Annotated in this window: 14 protein-coding genes; 4 read left to right on the top strand and 10 right to left on the bottom strand. The window is 66.6% G+C overall.

From position 1 onward, the window contains the following. Positions 1–4: 4 nt before the first annotated feature. The 8 genes from gmd to AC1RWI_RS00640 form a co-directional block, all read right to left on the bottom strand. Complete coding sequence (gmd, locus tag AC1RWI_RS00675) at positions 5–1,123, bottom strand: GDP-mannose 4,6-dehydratase (protein ID WP_043356603.1); 1,119 nt, start codon at positions 1,121–1,123, stop codon at positions 5–7. Positions 1,124–1,189: 66 nt separating this feature from the next. After that, positions 1,190–3,424 carry a polysaccharide biosynthesis tyrosine autokinase gene (locus tag AC1RWI_RS00670; RefSeq protein ID WP_492863849.1) on the bottom strand — a complete coding sequence of 745 codons (2,235 nt, stop codon included), beginning with the start codon at positions 3,422–3,424 and terminating at the stop codon, positions 1,190–1,192. Between the two features lie 85 nt (positions 3,425–3,509). Continuing rightward, on the bottom strand, positions 3,510–4,889 hold the full coding sequence (locus tag AC1RWI_RS00665; protein ID WP_492863847.1) for an undecaprenyl-phosphate glucose phosphotransferase: 1,380 nt from the start codon (positions 4,887–4,889) through the stop codon (positions 3,510–3,512). Between the two features lie 203 nt (positions 4,890–5,092). Next, positions 5,093–6,625 (bottom strand): mannose-1-phosphate guanylyltransferase/mannose-6-phosphate isomerase, encoded by a 1,533-nt coding sequence (locus AC1RWI_RS00660; RefSeq protein ID WP_492863845.1) that lies wholly within the window; start codon positions 6,623–6,625, stop codon positions 5,093–5,095. A 118-nt stretch (positions 6,626–6,743) separates the two neighbouring features. Next, the gene (locus tag AC1RWI_RS00655; protein ID WP_492863843.1) at positions 6,744–7,730 is read right to left on the bottom strand and encodes a GlxA family transcriptional regulator; all 987 of its coding nucleotides are present in this window, start codon (positions 7,728–7,730) and stop codon (positions 6,744–6,746) included. Between the two features lie 744 nt (positions 7,731–8,474). Beyond that, positions 8,475–9,164, bottom strand: coding sequence for a PIG-L deacetylase family protein (locus AC1RWI_RS00650; RefSeq protein WP_492863841.1), 690 nt, complete (start codon positions 9,162–9,164; stop codon positions 8,475–8,477). Positions 9,165–9,212: 48 nt separating this feature from the next. Continuing rightward, positions 9,213–10,277 (bottom strand): glycosyltransferase family 4 protein, encoded by a 1,065-nt coding sequence (locus AC1RWI_RS00645; RefSeq protein ID WP_492863839.1) that lies wholly within the window; start codon positions 10,275–10,277, stop codon positions 9,213–9,215. Continuing rightward, on the bottom strand, positions 10,277–11,533 hold the full coding sequence (locus AC1RWI_RS00640; RefSeq protein WP_492863837.1) for an oligosaccharide flippase family protein: 1,257 nt from the start codon (positions 11,531–11,533) through the stop codon (positions 10,277–10,279). The genes AC1RWI_RS00645 and AC1RWI_RS00640 overlap by 1 nt, the downstream gene beginning before the upstream one ends. Positions 11,534–11,851: 318 nt before the next feature. Between AC1RWI_RS00640 and AC1RWI_RS00635 the strand changes: the two genes are divergently transcribed. The 4 genes from AC1RWI_RS00635 to AC1RWI_RS00620 all read left to right on the top strand — a co-directional run bounded on the left by AC1RWI_RS00635 (position 11,852) and on the right by AC1RWI_RS00620 (position 15,963). Then, positions 11,852–13,078 carry a glycosyltransferase gene (locus AC1RWI_RS00635; protein WP_492863835.1) on the top strand — a complete coding sequence of 409 codons (1,227 nt, stop codon included), beginning with the start codon at positions 11,852–11,854 and terminating at the stop codon, positions 13,076–13,078. Between the two features lie 304 nt (positions 13,079–13,382). After that, positions 13,383–14,075 (top strand): DapH/DapD/GlmU-related protein, encoded by a 693-nt coding sequence (locus tag AC1RWI_RS00630; protein WP_492864057.1) that lies wholly within the window; start codon positions 13,383–13,385, stop codon positions 14,073–14,075. A gap of 126 nt (positions 14,076–14,201) precedes the next feature. Further along, positions 14,202–15,344, top strand: a complete 1,143-nt coding sequence (locus AC1RWI_RS00625) for an acyltransferase family protein (protein WP_492863833.1) — start codon at positions 14,202–14,204, stop codon at positions 15,342–15,344. Positions 15,345–15,489: 145 nt separating this feature from the next. After that, complete coding sequence (locus tag AC1RWI_RS00620) at positions 15,490–15,963, top strand: transposase (protein WP_492863831.1); 474 nt, start codon at positions 15,490–15,492, stop codon at positions 15,961–15,963. A 123-nt stretch (positions 15,964–16,086) separates the two neighbouring features. Here AC1RWI_RS00620 and AC1RWI_RS00615 read toward each other — a convergent pair whose 3' ends face one another. Beyond that, the gene (locus tag AC1RWI_RS00615) at positions 16,087–18,531 is read right to left on the bottom strand and encodes a hypothetical protein (RefSeq protein WP_492863829.1); all 2,445 of its coding nucleotides are present in this window, start codon (positions 18,529–18,531) and stop codon (positions 16,087–16,089) included. A gap of 440 nt (positions 18,532–18,971) precedes the next feature. Continuing rightward, on the bottom strand, positions 18,972–19,553 hold the full coding sequence (locus AC1RWI_RS00610) for a phosphatase PAP2 family protein (RefSeq protein ID WP_043358436.1): 582 nt from the start codon (positions 19,551–19,553) through the stop codon (positions 18,972–18,974). Positions 19,554–19,645 lie beyond the last annotated feature (92 nt).

The raw sequence follows: 19,645 nt of genomic DNA, 5'->3' as shown, positions 1-19,645 counted from the left end.
GTGATTACTCGTGGTGTTCCAGCGCCTGGAAGCCGGCCAGCGTCACCAGCGCATCGCGCCGGGCAATCTGGAAGTCGGCGCGGACCATCTCCTTGACCAGCCTGGAGAACGGCGTTCGCGGCGCCCAACCCAGCTTGGCGTGGGCCTTGGACGGGTCGCCCAGCAAGGTCTCCACCTCGGTAGGCCGGAAGTACGCCGGATCCACGCGCACGATCACCTTGCCCGGGGTGAGCTTGGTTTCCTTGCCCTTGACCGACTCCACGATCCCGACCTCATCCACGCCGCTACCCTCGAATCGCACGGTGACACCGAGCTCGGCAGCGGCGCACTGGACGAACTCGCGCACGCTGTACTGCTCGCCGCTGGCGATCACGAAGTCCTCCGGCTGGTCCTGCTGCAGCATCAGCCATTGCATCTCCACATAGTCGCGCGCATGGCCCCAGTCACGCAGCGCGGACAGGTTGCCCAGGTAGAACTCGTCCTGCAGCCCGACCGCGATGCGCGAGATCGCCCGCGTGATCTTGCGGGTGACGAAGGTCTCGCCGCGCACCGGAGACTCATGATTGAAGAGGATGCCGTTGCAGGCGTACATGCCGTAGGCCTCGCGATAGTTGACCGTGATCCAGTAGGCATAGAGCTTGGCCACCGCGTATGGGCTGCGCGGATAGAACGGCGTGGTCTCCTTCTGCGGGATCTCCTGCACCAGCCCGTACAGCTCGGAGGTGGAAGCCTGGTAGAAGCGCGTCTTTTTCTGCAGCCCGAGGATGCGGATCGCCTCCAGGATGCGCAGCGTGCCAAGGCCGTCGGCATTGGCCGTGTACTCGGGCTCCTCGAACGAGACGGCCACATGGCTCTGGGCCGCCAGGTTGTAGATCTCGTCGGGCATCACCTGCTGGATGACGCGCAGCATGCTGGTGGCGTCCGTCAGGTCACCGTGGTGCAAGAAGAAGTGCCGGTCGGGATCGTGCCGCTCGCGGTAAAGGTGATCGATGCGGTCCGTATTGAACAGGGAGGTGCGGCGCTTGATGCCGTGCACGTCGTATCCCTTTTCGAGCAGCAACTCAGCCAGATAGGAACCGTCCTGCCCGGTAACACCAGTGATCAGAGCAACCTTGCGCGTCATTGTCGTTCTCCCGCCTTGCGTTGGTAATGCTTGGTATGGATGTCGAGTAAGCGGCCCCCCGCGGCCCTACTTCACCCGTCCTTCGTAGCCGTAGTACTCGGTGTAGCCTGTACGCAGAAGCAGGGGCGGCTTGGGGACGTCGGTCAGCAGCACACCATGCAGCGTCACGCCACCGTTGGTCAGGCGCCGCGCGGTCTCGGTGACCTCAGCCGCGGAATGCCGGCCGTGGCGCACCACCAGCAAGGTCGTGCCCGCATGCCGCCCGATCAGCGTGGCATCCGTGACCGCAAGCACGGGCGGCGTGTCGATGATGACCATGTCGTAGCGTTGCTTGAACAGGTCCAGCGTGGCGTGGAAGCGATCGCTCATCAGCAGCTCCGCCGGATCGGGCGGCAAGCTGCCGCGGGTCAGCACATCCAGGCCCGGCAGCACCTCGCGGATCACCACGGAGTCGATGTCCGTGCCCATCAGCGTGTCCGAGAGTCCCGGCACCTGCGACAGCCCGAAATGCACGTGAACCTCGCCGCGCCGCATGTCGCCATCGATCAGCAGCACGCGCTTGCGCCCGGACGCCACCAGCGCGGCCAGGTTCACGGACAGGAACGACTTGCCGGCATCCTGGCGCGAGCCGGTCAGCATCACGACGTTGTTGCGGGCGGTGTGCAGCGCGTACTGCAGCGTGGTGCGCAAGGCGCGCACGCCTTCCACCGCGATGTCGTCCGGCGCGCGTGCCGCCAGCACCCCCAGCCCGCTGCTGCCGGAGGCGCGCAGCTCGCGCTGCAGGCGCAGCTGCGTCTGGCTGCGCGGCACCACCGCGCAGACCGGCACGCCCAGCATCCGCTCGATCTCTTCCGGATGCTCCACGCCGCCATACAGGGCCTTGCGCAGGAAGGCCAGCAAAGCCCCGAGCACCAGGCCGACGCCGCCGCTGATCAGCACCAGCATGGCGCGTTGCGGGCGGATCGGATCGTCCGCGGGTTCGGCGAAGTCCACCACGCGCACGTTGCCGACCTGGCCCGCCTTGACGATGCGCAGTTGCTGCGCGTTGTTGAGCAGGTTGGTATAGAGCTCGGTATCCACGCGTACATCCCGCTCCAGACGCAGTGCGGTCTGCTCGGTATCCGGCAACACGGAGACGCTGCGGCGCAGCGTGCTCTGCTGCGCGCTCAGCGTTTCGATCTGCGCCATCAGCGCCACCACCGCCGGGTTGGCGTCGGTGTAGTGCGTGCGGATCTCGGCCAGCCGCGTCTGCAAGCGGGCCAGGCTGGTCTTGTTCTCCACGATCTGCTGCAGCAGCAGCCGGCTTTCCTCGCCGAGGTTGACGGTGCCCTGCCGATTGCGAAACGAGTTGTAGCGCTCCTCGGCCAGGTCGAGCTCCTTGCGCAGCGCCGGCAGCTGCTGGTCCAGGAACGCCAGCGTGTGCTCGGCTTCGGCGGAGCGCCGGCCAATGTCCTGCTGGACGAACTGACGCGCGACGGTGTTGACGATGTCCGCGGTGAGCTTGGGGTCCGGCCCTTCCAGGCTGGCGCGGATGATGCCGGACTGCAAGGAGGACTCGGCCACCGCGAGCGCACGCTGGATACGCTCCACCGTGCCGATGGTGGATGCGCGCACCAGCTCGAACTGCGACCCGCCGCGCCCCACCAGCGCATCCACGCGGATGTGCACCGGGCCCAGCGCGGTGGTGCCTTCGGCCTCCTCGCCAACCCGGCCCCGCAGCACCGTATTGCCTTCGGGATCCCGCAGGGTATAGGTGTGCGCGCTGTCGGCGATCAGCCTGAACACCTTGCCGTAGTACTTCTGCGGCGTGTCGAGCCGCGAGAGCGTGATGGATTCCGCGCCCCACGCGTACTGCGACAGCCCGAGCAGTTCAGTGGGCGGCGCCAGCCCGCTGTTATACGCCGCCAGCCACGCGCCGATCACCGGGAAGTAGCGTGGCCTGGCCGCGATATCCAGATGCAGCTTGCGCACGGCCTCCTCCACCACCAGGCGGGACCGGATCAGCTCGATCTCGGCCGCCGTGGAGGAGTTGGGATCGAAGATCGACGACAGCGTCTGCAGCGACGAGCCCTGGTTGGCATTGGCGGCGTTGCCGCCCTTGCTTTCCTCCACCTGGATCATGGCGTCGGCGCGGTAGACCGGCTTCTGCAGCAAGGCATAGACGGTGCCAAGCACCAGCGCCAGCAGGGTGACGGCGGCAATCATGCGCCAGTGGTCAACCAGCGTCACCAGGTAGTCGGACAACCGAAGCTCGGCCGGGCCGCCGACATCGGTGTATTGGGTGTCGAATGAGGTAGCCATGTCTTGTTGACTTCCATCTAACTATCGCTTCCCGCCGGCAACGCTCCTGCGCGTGCCGCGGCCCCGTGCTTGCGTTCCGTACGGCTCAGTAAGCGTTGCGATGCACCAAGCCCTTGACCACCGTGGCGGCAATGATCCGCATATCGAGCGCGAACGACCAGTTGCCCAGGTAGTACAGGTCGCAGGCGATGCGGCCTTCCATCTTTTCGATGCGATCCGTCTCGCCGCGGTAGCCGTTTACCTGGGCCCAGCCGGTAATGCCTGGCTTGACGCGGTAGCGGTGGATGTAGCCGCTGACGAGCTTCTGGTACTGGTCGTCATGCTCGATGGCATGCGGGCGCGGCCCCACCACCGACATGTCGCCGCGCAGCACGTTGAAGAATTGCGGCAACTCATCCAGGCTGGTGCGCCGCAGGAACGCGCCCACGCGCGTGATGCGCGGATCGCCGCGCTTGGCCTGGGTCACCACGCCGGGCGCCTCGGCATGCGTGCGCATGGAGCGGAACTTGTAGATGGTAAAGATGCGCCCGTCTGTGCTCTTGCGCTTTTGCTTGAACAGTACCGGCCCGCGCGACGACAGCTTGACGGCGACGGCGATCGCGATCAGCAGCGGCGACAGGCCGATCAGCGCGGCCGCGGCAAAAAGGCGGTCGAACACGTCCTTCTGGCGCAGCGCAGTGGCCGATAGCGGCGACGCCACCAGGTTGATGGCGGGCATGCCGATCAGCTCGATGGTGCCGCTGTCGAACAACGCCAGGCTGTGCAGGTCCGGCATGAAACGGACATTGACCAGTTCGTCGCGGAACTCCTCCACGAACTCCAGGATGACGCGCTCCTCGGACAGCGGCAGCGCCAGCCACAGTTCGTGGATATCCTGCGAGCGGATATAGCGGTGGAAGGCGGCGCGATCGTCGAACGTCGGCACCTTCGCATTGAGGCTGCCGCCCTGCGGCGCCACGTTGAACGCCGCCACCACGCGAAAGCCCGAGGCAGGCGCGGCCACGCCGCGCCGGATGACCGCGCTGCAATGCGCACCGCAGCCGACCACGGCGACCTTGTGCAGGTTCATGCCTGCGCTGCGTACCTGGCCCAGCACCGCATGGGTCATCAGGCGCGACACGATCAGCATGGCACCGGTGGAACCCGTCCAGTAGACGAACCACAGGCGCGAGATGATGTCGATATGGTGCAACGAGAACAACACCATGACGCCGCTGAACTGCACCAGCAGCCAGGCCAGCGCGATATGGCCGGCCAGCCCGATCTTGGAGCGTCCGCGCCAGGACTCGTAGATGCCGAAGGCAGGAAACAGGGCCAGCGTGAACGCGACGGAGAGCGCGATGAACACGTCGTAGAACGTGCGCTGCGACATGTCGTTGAAGCGCATGTGCGAGGCAATCGCGGCACCGGCAAACACCAGCGCGACATCCAGAAGGCGCGCCAGCAACCCTTCGATCTTGAGCATGTTCCTCTCCCCGTTCTTCCCAGCCCTTCGCGTTTCTTCACCACTCGTTGCCTGACTTCCTTCTTTACTTCCTTCACGTCCATCACGTCGCATCGCAGCGCGTCACATCACGCTTTTCTGCCGCGCCGGACGCGACCTCCCCATGGTCGCGCCCGGCGGTGCTCGCGTGGCCCGGCGGTCCTTCGGTCCTTGTTCCTGACGCCTTATGTTTGTGGTCCCGGGCAGCGGCCGTAGGTATCGTCCACGCGCACGATGTCGTCTTCACCCAGGTAGCCGCCGGACTGGATCTCGATGATCTCCAGCGGGAGCTTTCCGGGGTTCTCCAGGCGATGCAGCACGCCGAGCGGAATAAAGGTGGACTGGTTCTCGCTGAGCAGGAACTGCTCTTCGCCGCGCGTGACCATCGCCGTGCCGCTGACCACCACCCAATGCTCGGCCCGATGGTGATGCAACTGCAGCGACAGGCGCGCGCCCGGCTGGACCACGATGCGCTTGACCTGGAAGCGATCGCCATGCTCGATGGAGTCATAGAAGCCCCAGGGCCTGCGTACCTTGCGGTGGGTGTCGGCCTCCGGCGCGTGCAGGATCTTCATGCGCGCGACCACATCCTTGACGTCCTGCACGTGCGAGCGATCCACCACCAGCACCGCGTCAGCTGTCTCTACCACCACGATGTTGCTGGTCCCGACGCATGCCACCAGGCGCCCGTCGGAGTGGACATAGCTGGAGTGCGCACCTTCGAACACCACGCGGCCGCGCCCGGCGTTGCCTTCGGCGTCCTTGTCCATGGCATCCCACACCGCGTCCCACGAGCCCAGGTCCGACCAGCCCGCCTCCAGCGGCACCACCACGCCCCGGCACGGCGAGGCCGGATTGTCCAGGCGCTCCATCACCGCGTAGTCGATCGAGTCCGACGGGCTCAGGAAGAACTGCCGCGACGCGGGCCGGAAGAACTGGCCCTCTTGCTTGCCTTCGGCCACCGACGCGGCGCACATCTCGTGGATGGCGGGATGCAATGCCTCGATCGCCTGCATCCAGACCGTGGCGCGCACGACAAAGATGCCGCTGTTCCACCAGTAGTTGCCACTGGCCACGTACTGCGCGGCAAGCTCGATGGCCGGCTTCTCGACGAAACGCTCCATGCGGCGCACGCCGTCGGGCAGCATCTCGCCAAGCTTGATGTAGCCATAGCCCGTGTCGGGCCGCGTGGGCGGCACGCCAAGGGTGACGATGGCCCCCTCGCTGGCATGGGCGGCCGCGATCGACAGCGCCTGGTGAAAGGCGCAGGTATCGGGAATCGCATGGTCGGCCGGCATGACCACCAGGATTGCGTCCTGGCCGTCGGCCAGCGCCAGCGATGCGGCCAGCGTGAGTGCGGGCGCCGTATTGCGCCGGACCGGCTCCACCACCAGCCGGCCTTGCATGCCGCTGGCCTGCAATTGTTCGCTGGTGATAAAGCGATGCTCGTCGCCGCAGACGATGATGGCGCTGGGCTCGATCTCGTGGCCGGCGGAGAAACCCTGCATGCGCAGCAGCGTGGACTGCAGCAGCGAGTCCTTGCCAACCAGGTCGATCAGTTGCTTGGGGAAATGCTCCCGCGACAGCGGCCACAGCCGCGTGCCCGCGCCGCCGGCCAGCACCACGGGCGCAATGCGCAAGCGCACGGGGGCGCCCGGCGCCACCGCGGCGGTGTCCCCGGGTTGCGCGGCAACAGGCTCGCGTACATTATTCGACATGATCCAGCCCTCCCTGCTCGGGCGCCGCGCGCTTGCGCAGGCGGCCCGTGGTGCCAATCGTCTACGCGGGGGCGCGGACCTGCAGGCCCGCACATACGCCGCCGCGCCCGCATGCCTGCTAACCCACTGCGCCGACCTTGCTGCGCTGACGATATTCCGTTGGGGAAATCGACATGCGCTTGCGGAAGATCTTGGCCAGCCGGTCGCCATTGCCCATGCCGCAGCGCCGCGCCACCTTGTCGACAGGCAGCTCCGTCTCGGCCAGGAAACTGCACGCGGTGTCCAGGCGGGCGTGCAGCAGGTAGTCGGACGGCGTCACGCCCATTTCCAGCTTGAAGCGGCGCAGGAAGTTGCGCTCGCTCATGGCCGCCACCTGCGCGGCATCGGACACCGAGATCGATTGCTCGCAGTGCTCATGCAGCCAGCGCGCGGCCGCGCGGATCTTGTCGCCCGCGCTGGTCGCACCGGTATCCGCGAGCCTGGGCATCAGGCGGGCGGTCCAGGCGGGCATCACCCGGGTACCGACCGCGCGCGCCACGTCCAGGCCGAGATCGCGCTTGATCAGCGTCAGCGCGCCCCTGACGAGTTCGTACTGCTCGCCGGACTCGTCCGAGGCATGCTGCCCGAACACGGGATGGCGATGCTCGTCCTCGTGCGGCTTGAGCACGCCGGCTGCCGCCAGCACCGCACGGCCTTCGGCGATGGGCCGCACCGTGGGCGTGCGGGGGGAGACAACGCGCAGCCAGCGCAGCAGCCGCTCGTCCGCCGCGGCGGCATGGGCGCCCGCGCCGCCGGCGATAAAGAGCACATCGAAGCCGATGAACTGGCGCGGATCGAGTCCGTCGGTCCAGACCCGTACAGACGCGGAGCAGGCGACGCTGCCTCCGTCGACGGAAAGCAGCCGCACGTCATAAGCGGCTTCTTTCGCGGGATCGGATGCGGAGCATTCATTGGCGGTCTGGAATAGTTCAGCCACCAAACCCGCGCCCAATAATGAAAAACCATCGAACAGTAAAATGCCGACGCGCCGCGCGGCGCACTTTGAACGGTTAGTTGAGGCATGAAGCCAACTAACCGTTGCGGGCTCAAGTTGGGCGTACGGCATGATTTCCCCCCAAAAAAAATGTTGATCCGTTCTTGCGCGAATTTATTGGTGTTGCAATGCATCGTAGCGATCCCGAATCCGAGAAATATGTCTGTGTCGGAAAGTAGCGAGATGTTGGCGGAAGGCATCCGCCCGCTCCAAAATTCTACGCAAGACGTTGCAGGAACGGCCTTTTCCGGGTAGAGGACTCATCTCTCATCGCTTGTCCCGGCGCGCTGTCCTGCAACTGGCTACTACTCTATGAGGGATGATGCATCGCAGCAAACACTGCACCAATCCGTGCGTTGGCTACCGAACATAAGGGTCGGAAAGGGTGCATGAGAGCGGGAATCCGACATTAATTTCACGATTTCCGGCAGGTCCTCACCCGCACCGAATAACATAAGAATCATTTCTAAACATTAAAAATTATGACAAATTAACTAGTGCATCGGATCAGCAACGAGGATATATCGCGCAACGGCCGCCCCGGATTTTCTCTGTCGCCACTTCGATTAATGAAATAATTGCGGCCGCCAGGGACGCAACATGGCCTCGACGTCACGACACAGACGGCTTTGTTGACCTGGGGGACTGAAGAACGGCGCGAGCGCGCGCCGGCGGCCGGGTACCTGGCCCGGCGCAGCCGGGTGACTTGCGCGGTTGGCGCGAGCGTGCCGGACTAGTCTGCCGGCGCCGCAGTGCGCAACACGGCACGTCGCACCCGGCCCCGTGCATGCGCAAATCTGGGGCAGCAGGCCAACTTCATCCCGGCCAGCGCGCGCGCATGATGTGCAGCACTTCCGCCAGCGCGAAGCCGGCTTCCGCACCTCGCCACTGCGCCAGCGCCGTGACACCTTCGATGCTGACCAGGTGCCCGGCACCGTCATGCATTTGCGAGCGGTGCCTGCGCAACGCTTCCACCTTGCGCGGCCACGTGGCGCTGACATCGATATAGAGCGAGCCGCCCAAGGGATTGACGATGCCGCCACCGCCCCAGCACGTGGCCGGATATTCATAGGCCGCCACCAGGCGGGGGGCATGCTTGGCGGGGTTCAGGCGCGTGGCGGCAACGCCGGTCTCCCAGCAATAGCGGTGATCCTGGTGCGAAGACGACAACGGAATCAGCACCTCATCGGGCTCAAAGCGGTTCTGCAGCGCGTCCAGCATGCCGACCATCTGCGCGCGCGGGAAGCTGTCGAGCACGCCGTCGAGCCCCGTGGTGAGGACCTCGGTCGTCTGTACACCAAGCACGGACATCGATTCGGAGAATTCGTCCAACCGTTCCTGTTCGGTCACCTCGCGGCCAAGGCAGAGCGACCGGCTCTTTCCTACCGTGGCCAGGGCCACCATCACTTCGCCGCCCGCGTCGATGACCCGGGCCAGGTAGGCGCCCACGCCCAGCTCCGCATCGTCCGCGTGCGGGCTCAGCACCAGTACACGTTTGCGTTCCATATCTCCTCCCGCTTTTATCCCGTGATGCCAGGCGCCCAAGGGCAGCCATCACGCCGTGCTGGTCAGCCTGCGCGCCAGCGCCCGGTACTGGTCGGCCGTGTCCTTGAGCGTCAGGCCATCGAGCGAGCGCGCGACCCGTGGCTGTGCCAGCGCCGCGCTCAGCGCCGCGCCGTAGGCTGCGGAATCGGCGGTGTCGAGCAACTGCACGCCGGCGAAGCCGCGGGCGAATGCGAAGGCAGGGATGCCGCTCGCCACCACCGGCATGCCTGTCGCCAATGCCTCGAGAAAGGCGATGCTGTGCGCCTCCGACGCCGACGGCATGGCAAACACCGATGCGCCCGCCAGCAGCTCCGGGATATTGGTCTGTGGCCCGTTGACCCGCACCTTGTCGGCCAGGCCCAGCTCTTCGACCAGGGCGCAGACCTTGACGTAGTAATCGGGATCCTCGATCACGCCATACATCTCCAGCAGCGCATCCGGCACGCGCTTGAGCGTCTCGCGAAACGCCAGCACGGTATGCAGCTGGTTCTTGATCGCCGCATAGCGGCCCACCTGGATGACGCGCCGGGACGCCGCGTCGCGCTGGCCCGCGGGCCGCACGAAGAAGCGCCGGGTGTCCACGCCATTGGGAATCACCGCCATGAGCGGGTGCGTGCCCACCGAGTTGATGTAATCGCGCAGATTCCCCTGCGACACGCCGATCACCGCGCGCGCGCGCGTGGACAGCATTCGCTCGACGTAGCGGAACATGGTGCTCTCGAAATCGTTGGCGGCTGAGTGCATCACGTACACCACCGGCACCCGCGACGGCAAGGCCCGCGCGTAAAAGGCCGGGATGGTGGCGTGCGCGAAGATGATGTCCGGCTGGTAGTCGCGCAGCACGCCGCGCAGGTGCCAGAGCCGGCCCGCCAGGCGCCGGGGCTGGTCCGGAAACAGGCACAGCACGCCAGCCGCATCGAGCTGCGCGCGCAGCGCCGCGAAGTCCTCCTGCTGCGGCATCAGGGCCGACAGGCAGACCGTGTCGCCGTGAGCCTGCTGGTGGATGGCCAGGTCTTTGGCCAGCATCTCCGCGCCTGAAAGGCGCGGTGCCAGCACAAGATGGAGAATCCGCATCACACCCTCCTCATTTTCAGGATCTGGTAGAGCATCCATGCCGCCGCGACCGCCAGGCCCGCCGTCATCGACCAGGCAATGCCCTGCGCACCCCAGTAACGGGTGGCGGGCGGCACCGTGGCCAGCAATACGCAGACCTGGAGCACCGAGGCATGCGTGGCGGCCTTGGGAATGCCCACGGCGCGCAGGTAGGCGACCAGCACTGCGATCAGCCCGCCGATCGCCATGTTGATGGTGAAGATGCGGAACAACGGCACCGCGCCGAGCCAGGCCGGCCCCAGCACCAGCAGGAACAGCGGCTGCGCCACCAGCCGCAGCGCCACCACCACGATCGCCAGCCCCAGGCCGCCGATCACCACGAAGCGGCGCAGCAGCACCGCGTCGGAGCCATCCTGCTTGCGGAAACGGGCGGCAAAGGTGGGAAACAGGTACTGCGAGATCGCGATGCCGGCGTCGGCGAGCAGCATCTGCGCGAACTTGGACGACATCTGGTAGGCGCCCAGCTGGGCCGGGCCGAGCAGCTTGCCGACAATGACCTTGTCGAACTGGTTGAGCAACAGGTTGACCACGCTGCCCGCCCAGATCCAGCGGCTGAAACCCACGTAGTGGCCAATGCCGGCCCACTTGAAGCGCAGGGGCGGCCGGGGACGCATGCTCAGCCAGGTGAGCGCGGTCTTGACGGATTCGCCCGCGAGCAGCCCGATCAGGATGGACATGGCGCCCGCGCCCGCGAAGGCGCACGCCAGGCTGACGCCGCAGTCGGTGCCGGCGGCCGCCACCTCGATCCCGGCAATATGCTGGAAGCCCCGGTCCCGCGTCACCACAAAATAGGCCGGCGAGGCCAGCCCGCGGATCAGCGGCAGGGCGGCGGCCAGCTGCAGCAACAGCAAGGAACCCGCGAGGTGGAACTGCGCCTCCAGCAGCGGCGCCAGCGCGACCAGCAGCAATGCCACCCCCGCGCCGCGGCACGTGAGCGCGGTCCAGAGCGCACTAAGCTGGTCGGGGGTAGGCGTTTGCTTGTCCTGCACCACCGCCTGGGGCAAGCCGGTATCGCTGAGCGCCTCGGCAATCGCCACGGCCAGCAGCGCCACGGCGGCGACTCCGACCGCGGACGGGCCGAGAATGCGCCCGACCATGAGGAACTTGATCGCCACCAGCCCCCGCACCAGCACCTGCTGCCCCAGCACCCACGCGGCCGAACTGGCATGCAGGCCGGTCAGCGGCAGAAAGAAGGCATTCCTCAGCGATCTGGCCATATTGCCCCACCATGGGTTGCGCGCCGATGGCAGGCACCGGTGCGGCCAGCACGGGTATCCGTGCTGGCGCGGCAGGCGCCGCGCGCCAGCCATGAAGCACAACTTACCGTAGGCGCGGCGACAGGAATCGCCATCGCCTAGCGTTAATCCGTCACTTGCGCGCAGCATCCAGGTGATGCTTGCGCAATCGGGCCTCGCCCGCCTTTATCCGCCAAGCCGGCCCGCAAATTGGCGGCCGGCGCCAAGACGGCGGTGCTAGTGTGGCAACATCCGCAACCCGCCGCACACCGGGCTCGCCCCACCGTGCCTGGAGACGCGATGTCCGAGCCGACCGCACTGATCATCGAGCACGATTTCACCGGCCACCGCTGGCGCTACGTCGAATGGGCGGTGCAGGCCTACACGGAAGCCGGCTACCACTGCATGGTGGTCACCGACCCCTGCAACCAGGCGCATCCGCTCGCCCAGCGCATGCTGGCCGCACAGGATCCCTCCGCCGGCATCGTCGCTAGCATCGTCTTCACGCAGCCACCGCCCGCGGTGGGCAGCGGCCTCGGCAAGCTCAGCTATGTGCGCTTCTGGCGCACCTTCCGCCATGCCTTCCGGGTTGCCGCCGGCCTGCGCGACATCTCGCTGGTGCTGGTGCCCTATGCCGACTACTTCCTCTATGTGCTCCCGCTGCTTGGTTCGCCATTCGCCAAGGTGCCATGGGTGGGCATTACGATGCGCGCAAGCTTCCATCACAGCAAGGTGGGGGTGAAGTCGCCGCACCAGCCGCTGGTGAACGCGGTCAAGACGTGGCTGTTCCGGCGCGCCGTCGAGTCCGGCGGCATGAAGACGCTGCTGTCGATCGACCCGACCTTGCCGCAGTGGTATCCGCGCGGCAACGGCCGCACCGCCCTCGCCTACCTTGCCGATCCCTGTCCCGACGCGCTCCCGGCCGATCCCGCCGCCGCCAGGCAACGGCTGGGGCTGGGCCAAGGCCCGGAATGCCCGGAAGGCCCAGGGCATGGCGCCGGCACCTACCTGCTGGTGTACGGCGCGCTCACGCAACGCAAGGGCATTTACGAACTGGTCACCGCGCTGGCCGGCCACCCACGCGCGCCCACGCTGGTGGTGGCCGGCCAGCAAGACCCGCAGACGCGCGCGTTCCTGCAGGCGGCCGCGTACACGCTGTCGCCGCCGCCCGTGATCTTCGACCGCTTCATCACCAACGAGGAAGAGGCTGACCTGTTCTCCGCCTGCGACGCCGTCTGGCTCGGCTACAAGGGCCACTACGGCATGAGCGGGGTACTGGTGCAGGCCTACCGCTTTGGCAAGCCCGTGATCGCTACCACCGACGGCCTGATCGGCTGGTTCTGCCAGGGGCAGGAACTCGGGCCGGTGCTGGAAGACCTGTCGGGCCCCGCCATCCAGCGCGCGCTGGACCAGTTGTCACGGCCCGTGGCGGCACCGGCGCCGCAAGCCGCATCCGCCAGGGCCCACCTGCTGGCCCGGCATACCTTGAGCGAATTCAAGCAAACCCTGCGCCGCGCGGCTGCCTGAGGCCCGCGCCTGAGCGCGCGGCCATGCCGCGTTGCGCGCCCAGCGTAGTGCGGAGCCGCCAAAACGCCCCTTGCGAAAGGCCAATCGCGCCAGATTGCCGGCCAGCCTCGTTTTCACGTTCGATAATTTTCCCGACAGGAACGTAATGAATGAATTCGCGTTCCTGCGAATGCAGGATGCAGGATGCAGCGCGCAATACGATGGACTCTTCCGCGCGGCGATGCCCGGCATTGCCGAGCGCGCCGCGGGGCCACTCAGTGAGAGGCGGAACATGGATACCGAAGCTTATGCCGATTGTCTCGATGTGGTCGGCGATCCACGCGGGGCAGGCCGTGACAGTAGCCGCGAGGCCAATCGTGAAGGCAACCGCGAAAGCAACCGCGATGCAAGCCGGGACAGTACGCCGGGACATCGCGTCATCGACCTCACCCGCGCCGGCAAGGGCAACTACGTGCGCCGGCGCAGCCTGCTGGTCGAGGCGGCGTGGTTCCTGGTCGAAGCTGGCATTATCAACAACAAGCTGAATCCGTTCTCCGGGCTGCGCGTCGCCCTGCTGCGCCTGTTCGGTGCGCGCGTCGGCCAGCACTGCCGGCTGGTCCACCCGCTGCGCGTCAAATCGCCCTGGAATCTGGAAGTGGGCGACGGCTGCTGGTTCGGCGTGGATGTGTGGATCTACAACCAGGCCAGCATCCGCATCGGCTCCAACGTCTGCATCTCGCAAGGCAGCTTCCTGACGGCGGGCTCGCACGACCTGGACAGCAACATGGACTTGCATGTCGCGCCGATCGTGATCGAGGACGGTGTGTGGATCACGTCCAAGTGCGTCATCCAGAAAGGCATCACCATCGGCCGCTCGGCGGTGGTCACGCCGCTCTCGGTGGTGCATCACTCGCTCGAGGCCGAAGGCATCTACGGCGGCAATCCGTGCCGGTTCATCCGCAAGCGATTCGACCCGCCCGGTCACGCCGCCATCACGACCCCGTCCGGCACCCTATAAGAGGCCATTTCAAAAAGATTCTGGCGTCGTTGCGCGGCCTCGGCCGATCTAGTTGTACTGTCTGCGGCCGCGCGCCTGGCCAGAACCGCTTCGCTTCATTTTGAAACAGCCTCTAAGGAGAACAGCATGGACTACCAGGCAAGCCGCGACGTCAACCCGACCGGCCGGTCCATCGAACTCGATTTCGTTCGCGGGCTGGCCATCATTGCCGTGATGGGAATGCACTTCCACACGGTCAGCACCGGCAGCCAGTGGGTCGCCCTGATCGAGTATCCGCTCAAGAACTTCGGACGCGAAGGGGTCAACCTGTTCTTTACCCTGAGTGGCTTCCTGGTCGGGGGGCTGTTGCTGCGCCAGTACGCACACAGCGGCAGCGTGGATGCGCGGCGCTTTATCATCCGCCGCATCTTCAAGATCTGGCCTGCCTACTACGCGCTGATCCTGTTCCATGTGCTGGCCGGGCGCCACCCGACCAGCACCTTCCTGTACCAGAATCTCACGCACATGCAGAACTACCTCGGCTCCTCCATTGCGCAGACCTGGAGCCTTGCCGTGGAAGAACATTTCTACCTGTTCCTGCCGGCGCTGGTGCTGCTGTTCGCCCGCCTGCGCGTGCGCGCCAACGCCATCCTGTGGACCCTGGGCGCCCTGTGCGTGGTGGTGCTGGCCGCGCGCTGCGCCGCGGTCGCCAGTGGCGAGCTGGAGGCGGCATCCGCCTACACGCAATATCGCATCGACAGCCTGCTCATCGGTGTCATGCTGGCCACGGTCTATTGGATGAAGCCGGAGCTGTACCGCCGCATCGCCGGGCAAAAACTGCTGTTGCTGGCCGTGGTGGCAGGCACGGTCGTCTGGCTGGTACTCCTGCAACGCAACCTGATGCTAGAGGAAAGCATCGGCTACACCATCCAGGCCATCGGCTTTGCCGCGCTGATCGTGCTGGTGCTCGAATACTCCGGCGCAATACGCGGCGCCAGGCTATACCGCGCGGTGGCATGGATCGGCGTGTATTCCTACGGCATCTATCTGTGGCACTCCGTGGCGCTGGCCCCGGGCGACGTGTTCATTCGCAAGGCAAGCACGTTCGGCATCCCCGTCATGGTGGCCTGGGGACTCGCCCTTGCGCTGCAGTTTGCCATTGCGATCATCGCCGGCTATGCCGCCACGCGTGCGATCGAGTTCCCCTTCCTGCGCATTCGCGATGCGCTGTTCCCGGCCCGCCGCCGCGGCACGCCTGCCGCACAGCCAGCCGAGCAGCACGCCGCGTGAGTTGACCCGACGCCGTCCCCGCGGGCGTAAGCCACGTGCCGCGCGGGACTCGATTTACCGACTGCCAACGCCCCGGACCATGGCCTTGCCCCGGGGGAGGAAGGACAGCAACCGGGCGGCAACAGAAGAATCAAGGTGAATCACAGTGGCTAGATATACACAGTCCTTCAAGGAATGCGCCGTTGCGCGGATGCTGCCTCCCGAGAACGCCAGTGTTGCGCAAGTCTCCGCCGAGATGGGGATATCGCCGGCGGCACTGGAGCGCTGGCGCGCGGTGGCCCTCGCCCCGCCTGCGGCCAACCCGCCCGGCGCCGGTGAGGCGCGCCTGGACGCCGTGCTTGCCACCGGCGCCATGGGCGAACTGCAGAAAACCGCCTGGTGCCGCGAAAATGCGATCGACCCGACCGAACTCGAATGCTGGCGCCAGAGCGCCGCGGCGGCGCTGGCGGACAACCGCGGGATTGGCGCGGTGCGCAGGCGGCATGAGCAGGATCAGAAACGGATTCGGGAGTTGGAGAGGGAGTTGAGGCGCAAGGAGCAGGCGCTGGCCGAAACCGCGACGTTGCTGGTGCTGACCAAGAATGTGACTTCGTTGTTTGCTGCGCCTGAGGATAAGTGATTGTGGTGATTACGCGCTGCTGGCGCGTGTCCGCGACAGCAGCTAGTTCTCCCAATCCCCCCACCCACGATCACCTGCGCCGACGGTCGGCTGCTGTGGCAAAAGCGGCCTCCCCCAAGCCGCCTACCTCCCCACATACCCCTCCGGCGTAGTCACATTCCCCTGCGCCACGGAAGCATTGGCGGAAATCACGTACACCGGCGCCTCCGTCAAAGCCAGTGCAACCTGCCCGTTCGAGTAGGCCACGGACGCGGCATTCCCCATCATGTCCAGCACCGTCACCTGCCCGCTGGACCCTGGCGCATCCACCTGCAGGCTATAGGCAACGCTATACGTTGCGCTGAACCCCGTAGCCGCGCTCCAGCTGGCATTGTTGTGCGCCCACAATGCCGTCACCACGCTGCCGTTGTTGAGCCGCTGGAATGCATAGCCGTAGACGCCGAACGGCAGCCCGTTGAGCGGCCCCAGCGTATTGGTGCCGTCGATCAGCCGGGTCATCGCCGCGACTGCCAGCGCGGCGGGCTTCGGGCTGATCCTGGCGGGGCCGTAGGTGCCTTGCGGGTTGACCAGGTCGAAGAACAAGCCGTAGCCGGCAGCGTCGGTGGGGATGTCCGTGGCGTAGAACAGATAAGTCACATCCGCGCCCTCCCCAAGCAGTATCAGGTGCGTGCGGACAACCACCGCGCCGTGCGCGTACAGGACGTTCTGCGTCGGGTAGTTCGGGCCGTAGGCGGAGCCAAGGTCGTAGCTGATGCCGGTCTCGGTGACGAACAGCCGCGCGCCGCGCTTGAGCAGGGTCGCGACGGCATGGCGCAATTCGCGCATGGCGGCCGGCAACGCGTTGGCGGCGTTGGAGGGATCGCTGTTGCCGACCAGGCGCTCGGGCGGATGCGATGGCGAAGTGCCGACGTCGTAATAGCCGTGCGCCGTCACGCCGTCGAGATACTGGGCAAAACCCAGGGGCGCCAGCCGGTTCAGCCAGACGGTGTTCTCGCGCACCATGGCGTTGGTGGTGCCCATGATCACCGCGCTCGGGTCGGTGCTATGGACGCCCTGGAAGGTGGCCTTGTACATCGCGGTGAAGTTGGCATCGGTATCCAGCCACGGCAGGCCACCGTTGTAGTCGGGCTCCCAGGTCACCTGGTAGTAGTTGGCCGATTGCGCGGGGAAATACTGGGTGCGCACCGTGTTCGACTCCTGCCCCACCCGGGTCATGTAGTCCTGGTAGGCGGGCAGGGATTTCGGCGCGTAGCTGTGGGTGGCCACGCCGGTGGGACTCGCCCAGGCGGGAATGCCGTCGAGCTGGATCAGCCGCATCAGGTCGCCGGGCTTGAAGTACGAGGCGAGGTGGTCCACCGCGGGATTGAACGTATTGGGGCCGTTGGGTTCTTCCACGTACCAGTTGCGGTTGTCGTTGGCCCACGACAGGCCCAGCGCGGGATAGAGCGGACGGTAGCCGTCGCCATCGCAGCAGCCTTGGCCGGGCAGCAGGTAGGCCGCGCCTTGCCCGCCGAAGCGGTGCAGGTCCTGGCTGGCGTAGCTGACCGCCGGGAGCACCGAAGAAACGTCGGGCAGTACACCGAACGTCGCAATGCCGCTGGGCCGGGTGCCGCGTGCGAGCAGCGAGCCCGCGCCGGAGGCCAGGCTTGCCGATCCGGCAAAGTAGCCTGACAGCGTGGACGTGCAGTTCAGCGTCGACACGATCGCACCGGCGGCGACCGGGAACTGGCCACTGGCGCGCACCTTGTTCCAGGTGTCGGAGATCTGCCAGTTCACGGTGTCCGCGCTGCCGGCGCGGGTGGTCACGCTCACCTGGAAGGTACTGCCCGAGGCGAACATCCGCGTGCCGTCGCCGCCCGGGGTATCCATCTCGATGGCATCGCCGCCGCCCGCCGCGGCGACGCTGCCGGCAGGCGCGGTGCAACTGAGCGTGCCGCTGCCCGTCGGCGTCACTGGCGTGGTGGGTGTCGTGGGCGTGGTGGGTGTCGTGGTGCCGGTGTCCTCGTACGAGCACGTCTTGCCGAAGCCGGGCGCGGGGTCGCCGAACACGCCGTTGTTGCAGGCCACGCCATTGGTGAAGGTCAGGGTGACGTATTGCGTGGCGGTCCCGTAGCGGACCTGGCGCGTGCCGGTAAAGCTGCAGAAGCCGTTTTCCGAGCTGCAGGCAACCCAGGTGCTGGTGGCGGGGGGCGTCGTCGATCCGCTCGTGCCGGAGTCGTACCAGCAACTCTTGGCAAACCCGGAGGCGGGGTCCCCGAACACGCCGTTGTCGCAACCGGTGCCGCCGGTGAAGGTCTTGATGACGTACTGCGTATCAGTGCCGTACTTGACCTGGTGGGTGCCGGTGAAGGCGCAGGTCTGGTATTCCGAGGCGCACAGCGTCCAGGTGACATCCGCTGGCTGCAGGGTTGCCGCGGGGGTTGCGCTGGTGGCGTCGCCGCTGCGGTCACCGCCGCAACCCGCGATGGCAAACAACAGCAGCAACAGGATGCCGGCGCGCTGCAAGGCCGCACGTATCCAAGGGCTCCCCGCAACCGGGGCCGGGTTCGGGCTGGTAAGCGTCGACATGGCTTCCCTATCGTTTGGCCTGCGTCGGGTCAACGCGGGCGCAGCAGTAACGCAGTAACGCAGTAACGCGCGGACCCCGTAGGCCCCCGAATGAATGGAAAACTGGCGGACGCTGGACGCGCCTTGCTCGTGCAGCCTCTGGCCAAGGCCTCTTATTGGCGAAGCCCCCTGGCACGGCCAGACGGAGCAAGGCCGCAAGGCATGTGAGACGCACACTGCCGCGGCGGGGTTGAGTGAGCCCTCCGGCGTAGCGGGCAGGCTCCGGGCCGAACGAAGCCTGGCGCGCCATGGTGGTGAGCGCGCCGGATAGAAGCTTACCCGCGCGCCCCTGGCTATGGCCGCCAGGATTTAGTGTTTATCGGACAAAGCCAGAGCCGCAGGCATGGCCGGTGCGCGGCGTGCGCATGGCGCACCGGGAACGGGCAGCGGCTCCGGCGGCGCTAGTAGCAGATCACAGGGGCGTAATACGGCGAGTAGTGCCAGATGATCTGCTGGAATGGCGCATGGCGTCCGTAAGCCACCGTACAGAGCCCGAGCAGGGCAACGCCAGCGATCAGGCATTTGCCCAGCCGCTTCGGCGCGCCCTGGCAGGCGTGCAACACCCAGAACGCAACGGCGCCGCCCAGAAGCCACCCCGCGATGACCTCGGCCGGGGTATGCGCGCCCAGACGCACGCGGCTAAAGCAGATCAAGGCCGCCAGCATCAGGCCGAGCACGAAGCCGGCCTGGCGCCACGCGGCCCGCAAGCTGCGCAACAGCAAGCCGAGGAACACGGACCACACCGCCGACGAGAGCATCGCGTGGCCGCTGATCACGCGCATGTCGAAGCGCTCCAGTACCGTGCCGCAGCCGGTGTGCAGCAGCTTGCTGGCCAGCACCAGCGCCGCGGCCGCCGCCAGGCACAGGGCCCAGCGCAGCGCCACCCGCCACCCGGTGCTTTGCAGCAGCCACAGGCCGGTGGTCAGCGCCAGCGGCAGCGTCACCGCGGCATCGCCGAGGTCTGTGATGCGGTACCAGTTCATGGTGTTTCCATCTGCTTGCGTTGGCGTGCGGGCGAGCGCGCCGCTGATCTCGCCATCGAGCACCTTCGACGGCGCTGCCGGCTTGCCTGTGG

The sequence above is a fragment of the Cupriavidus sp. MPR-AND1C genome (assembly GCF_058809705.1).
The sequence above is the reverse complement of the archived record's forward strand: the minus strand, read 5'-3'. Positions and strand labels throughout refer to the sequence as shown.

Coding starts and splice junctions, on each gene's coding strand:
- AC1RWI_RS00640 (WP_492863837.1), bottom strand. CDS start 11,533: ATGGCCAGATCGCTGAGGAATGCCTTCTTTCTGCCGCTGACCGGCCTG.
- AC1RWI_RS00635 (WP_492863835.1), top strand. CDS start 11,852: ATGTCCGAGCCGACCGCACTGATCATCGAGCACGATTTCACCGGCCAC.
- AC1RWI_RS00610 (WP_043358436.1), bottom strand. CDS start 19,553: ATGAACTGGTACCGCATCACAGACCTCGGCGATGCCGCGGTGACGCTG.
- AC1RWI_RS00655 (WP_492863843.1), bottom strand. CDS start 7,730: ATGCCGTACGCCCAACTTGAGCCCGCAACGGTTAGTTGGCTTCATGCC.
- AC1RWI_RS00660 (WP_492863845.1), bottom strand. CDS start 6,625: ATGTCGAATAATGTACGCGAGCCTGTTGCCGCGCAACCCGGGGACACC.
- AC1RWI_RS00625 (WP_492863833.1), top strand. CDS start 14,202: ATGGACTACCAGGCAAGCCGCGACGTCAACCCGACCGGCCGGTCCATC.
- gmd (WP_043356603.1), bottom strand. CDS start 1,123: ATGACGCGCAAGGTTGCTCTGATCACTGGTGTTACCGGGCAGGACGGT.
- AC1RWI_RS00670 (WP_492863849.1), bottom strand. CDS start 3,424: ATGGCTACCTCATTCGACACCCAATACACCGATGTCGGCGGCCCGGCC.
- AC1RWI_RS00645 (WP_492863839.1), bottom strand. CDS start 10,277: ATGCGGATTCTCCATCTTGTGCTGGCACCGCGCCTTTCAGGCGCGGAG.
- AC1RWI_RS00665 (WP_492863847.1), bottom strand. CDS start 4,889: ATGCTCAAGATCGAAGGGTTGCTGGCGCGCCTTCTGGATGTCGCGCTG.
- AC1RWI_RS00650 (WP_492863841.1), bottom strand. CDS start 9,164: ATGGAACGCAAACGTGTACTGGTGCTGAGCCCGCACGCGGACGATGCG.
- AC1RWI_RS00615 (WP_492863829.1), bottom strand. CDS start 18,531: ATGTCGACGCTTACCAGCCCGAACCCGGCCCCGGTTGCGGGGAGCCCT.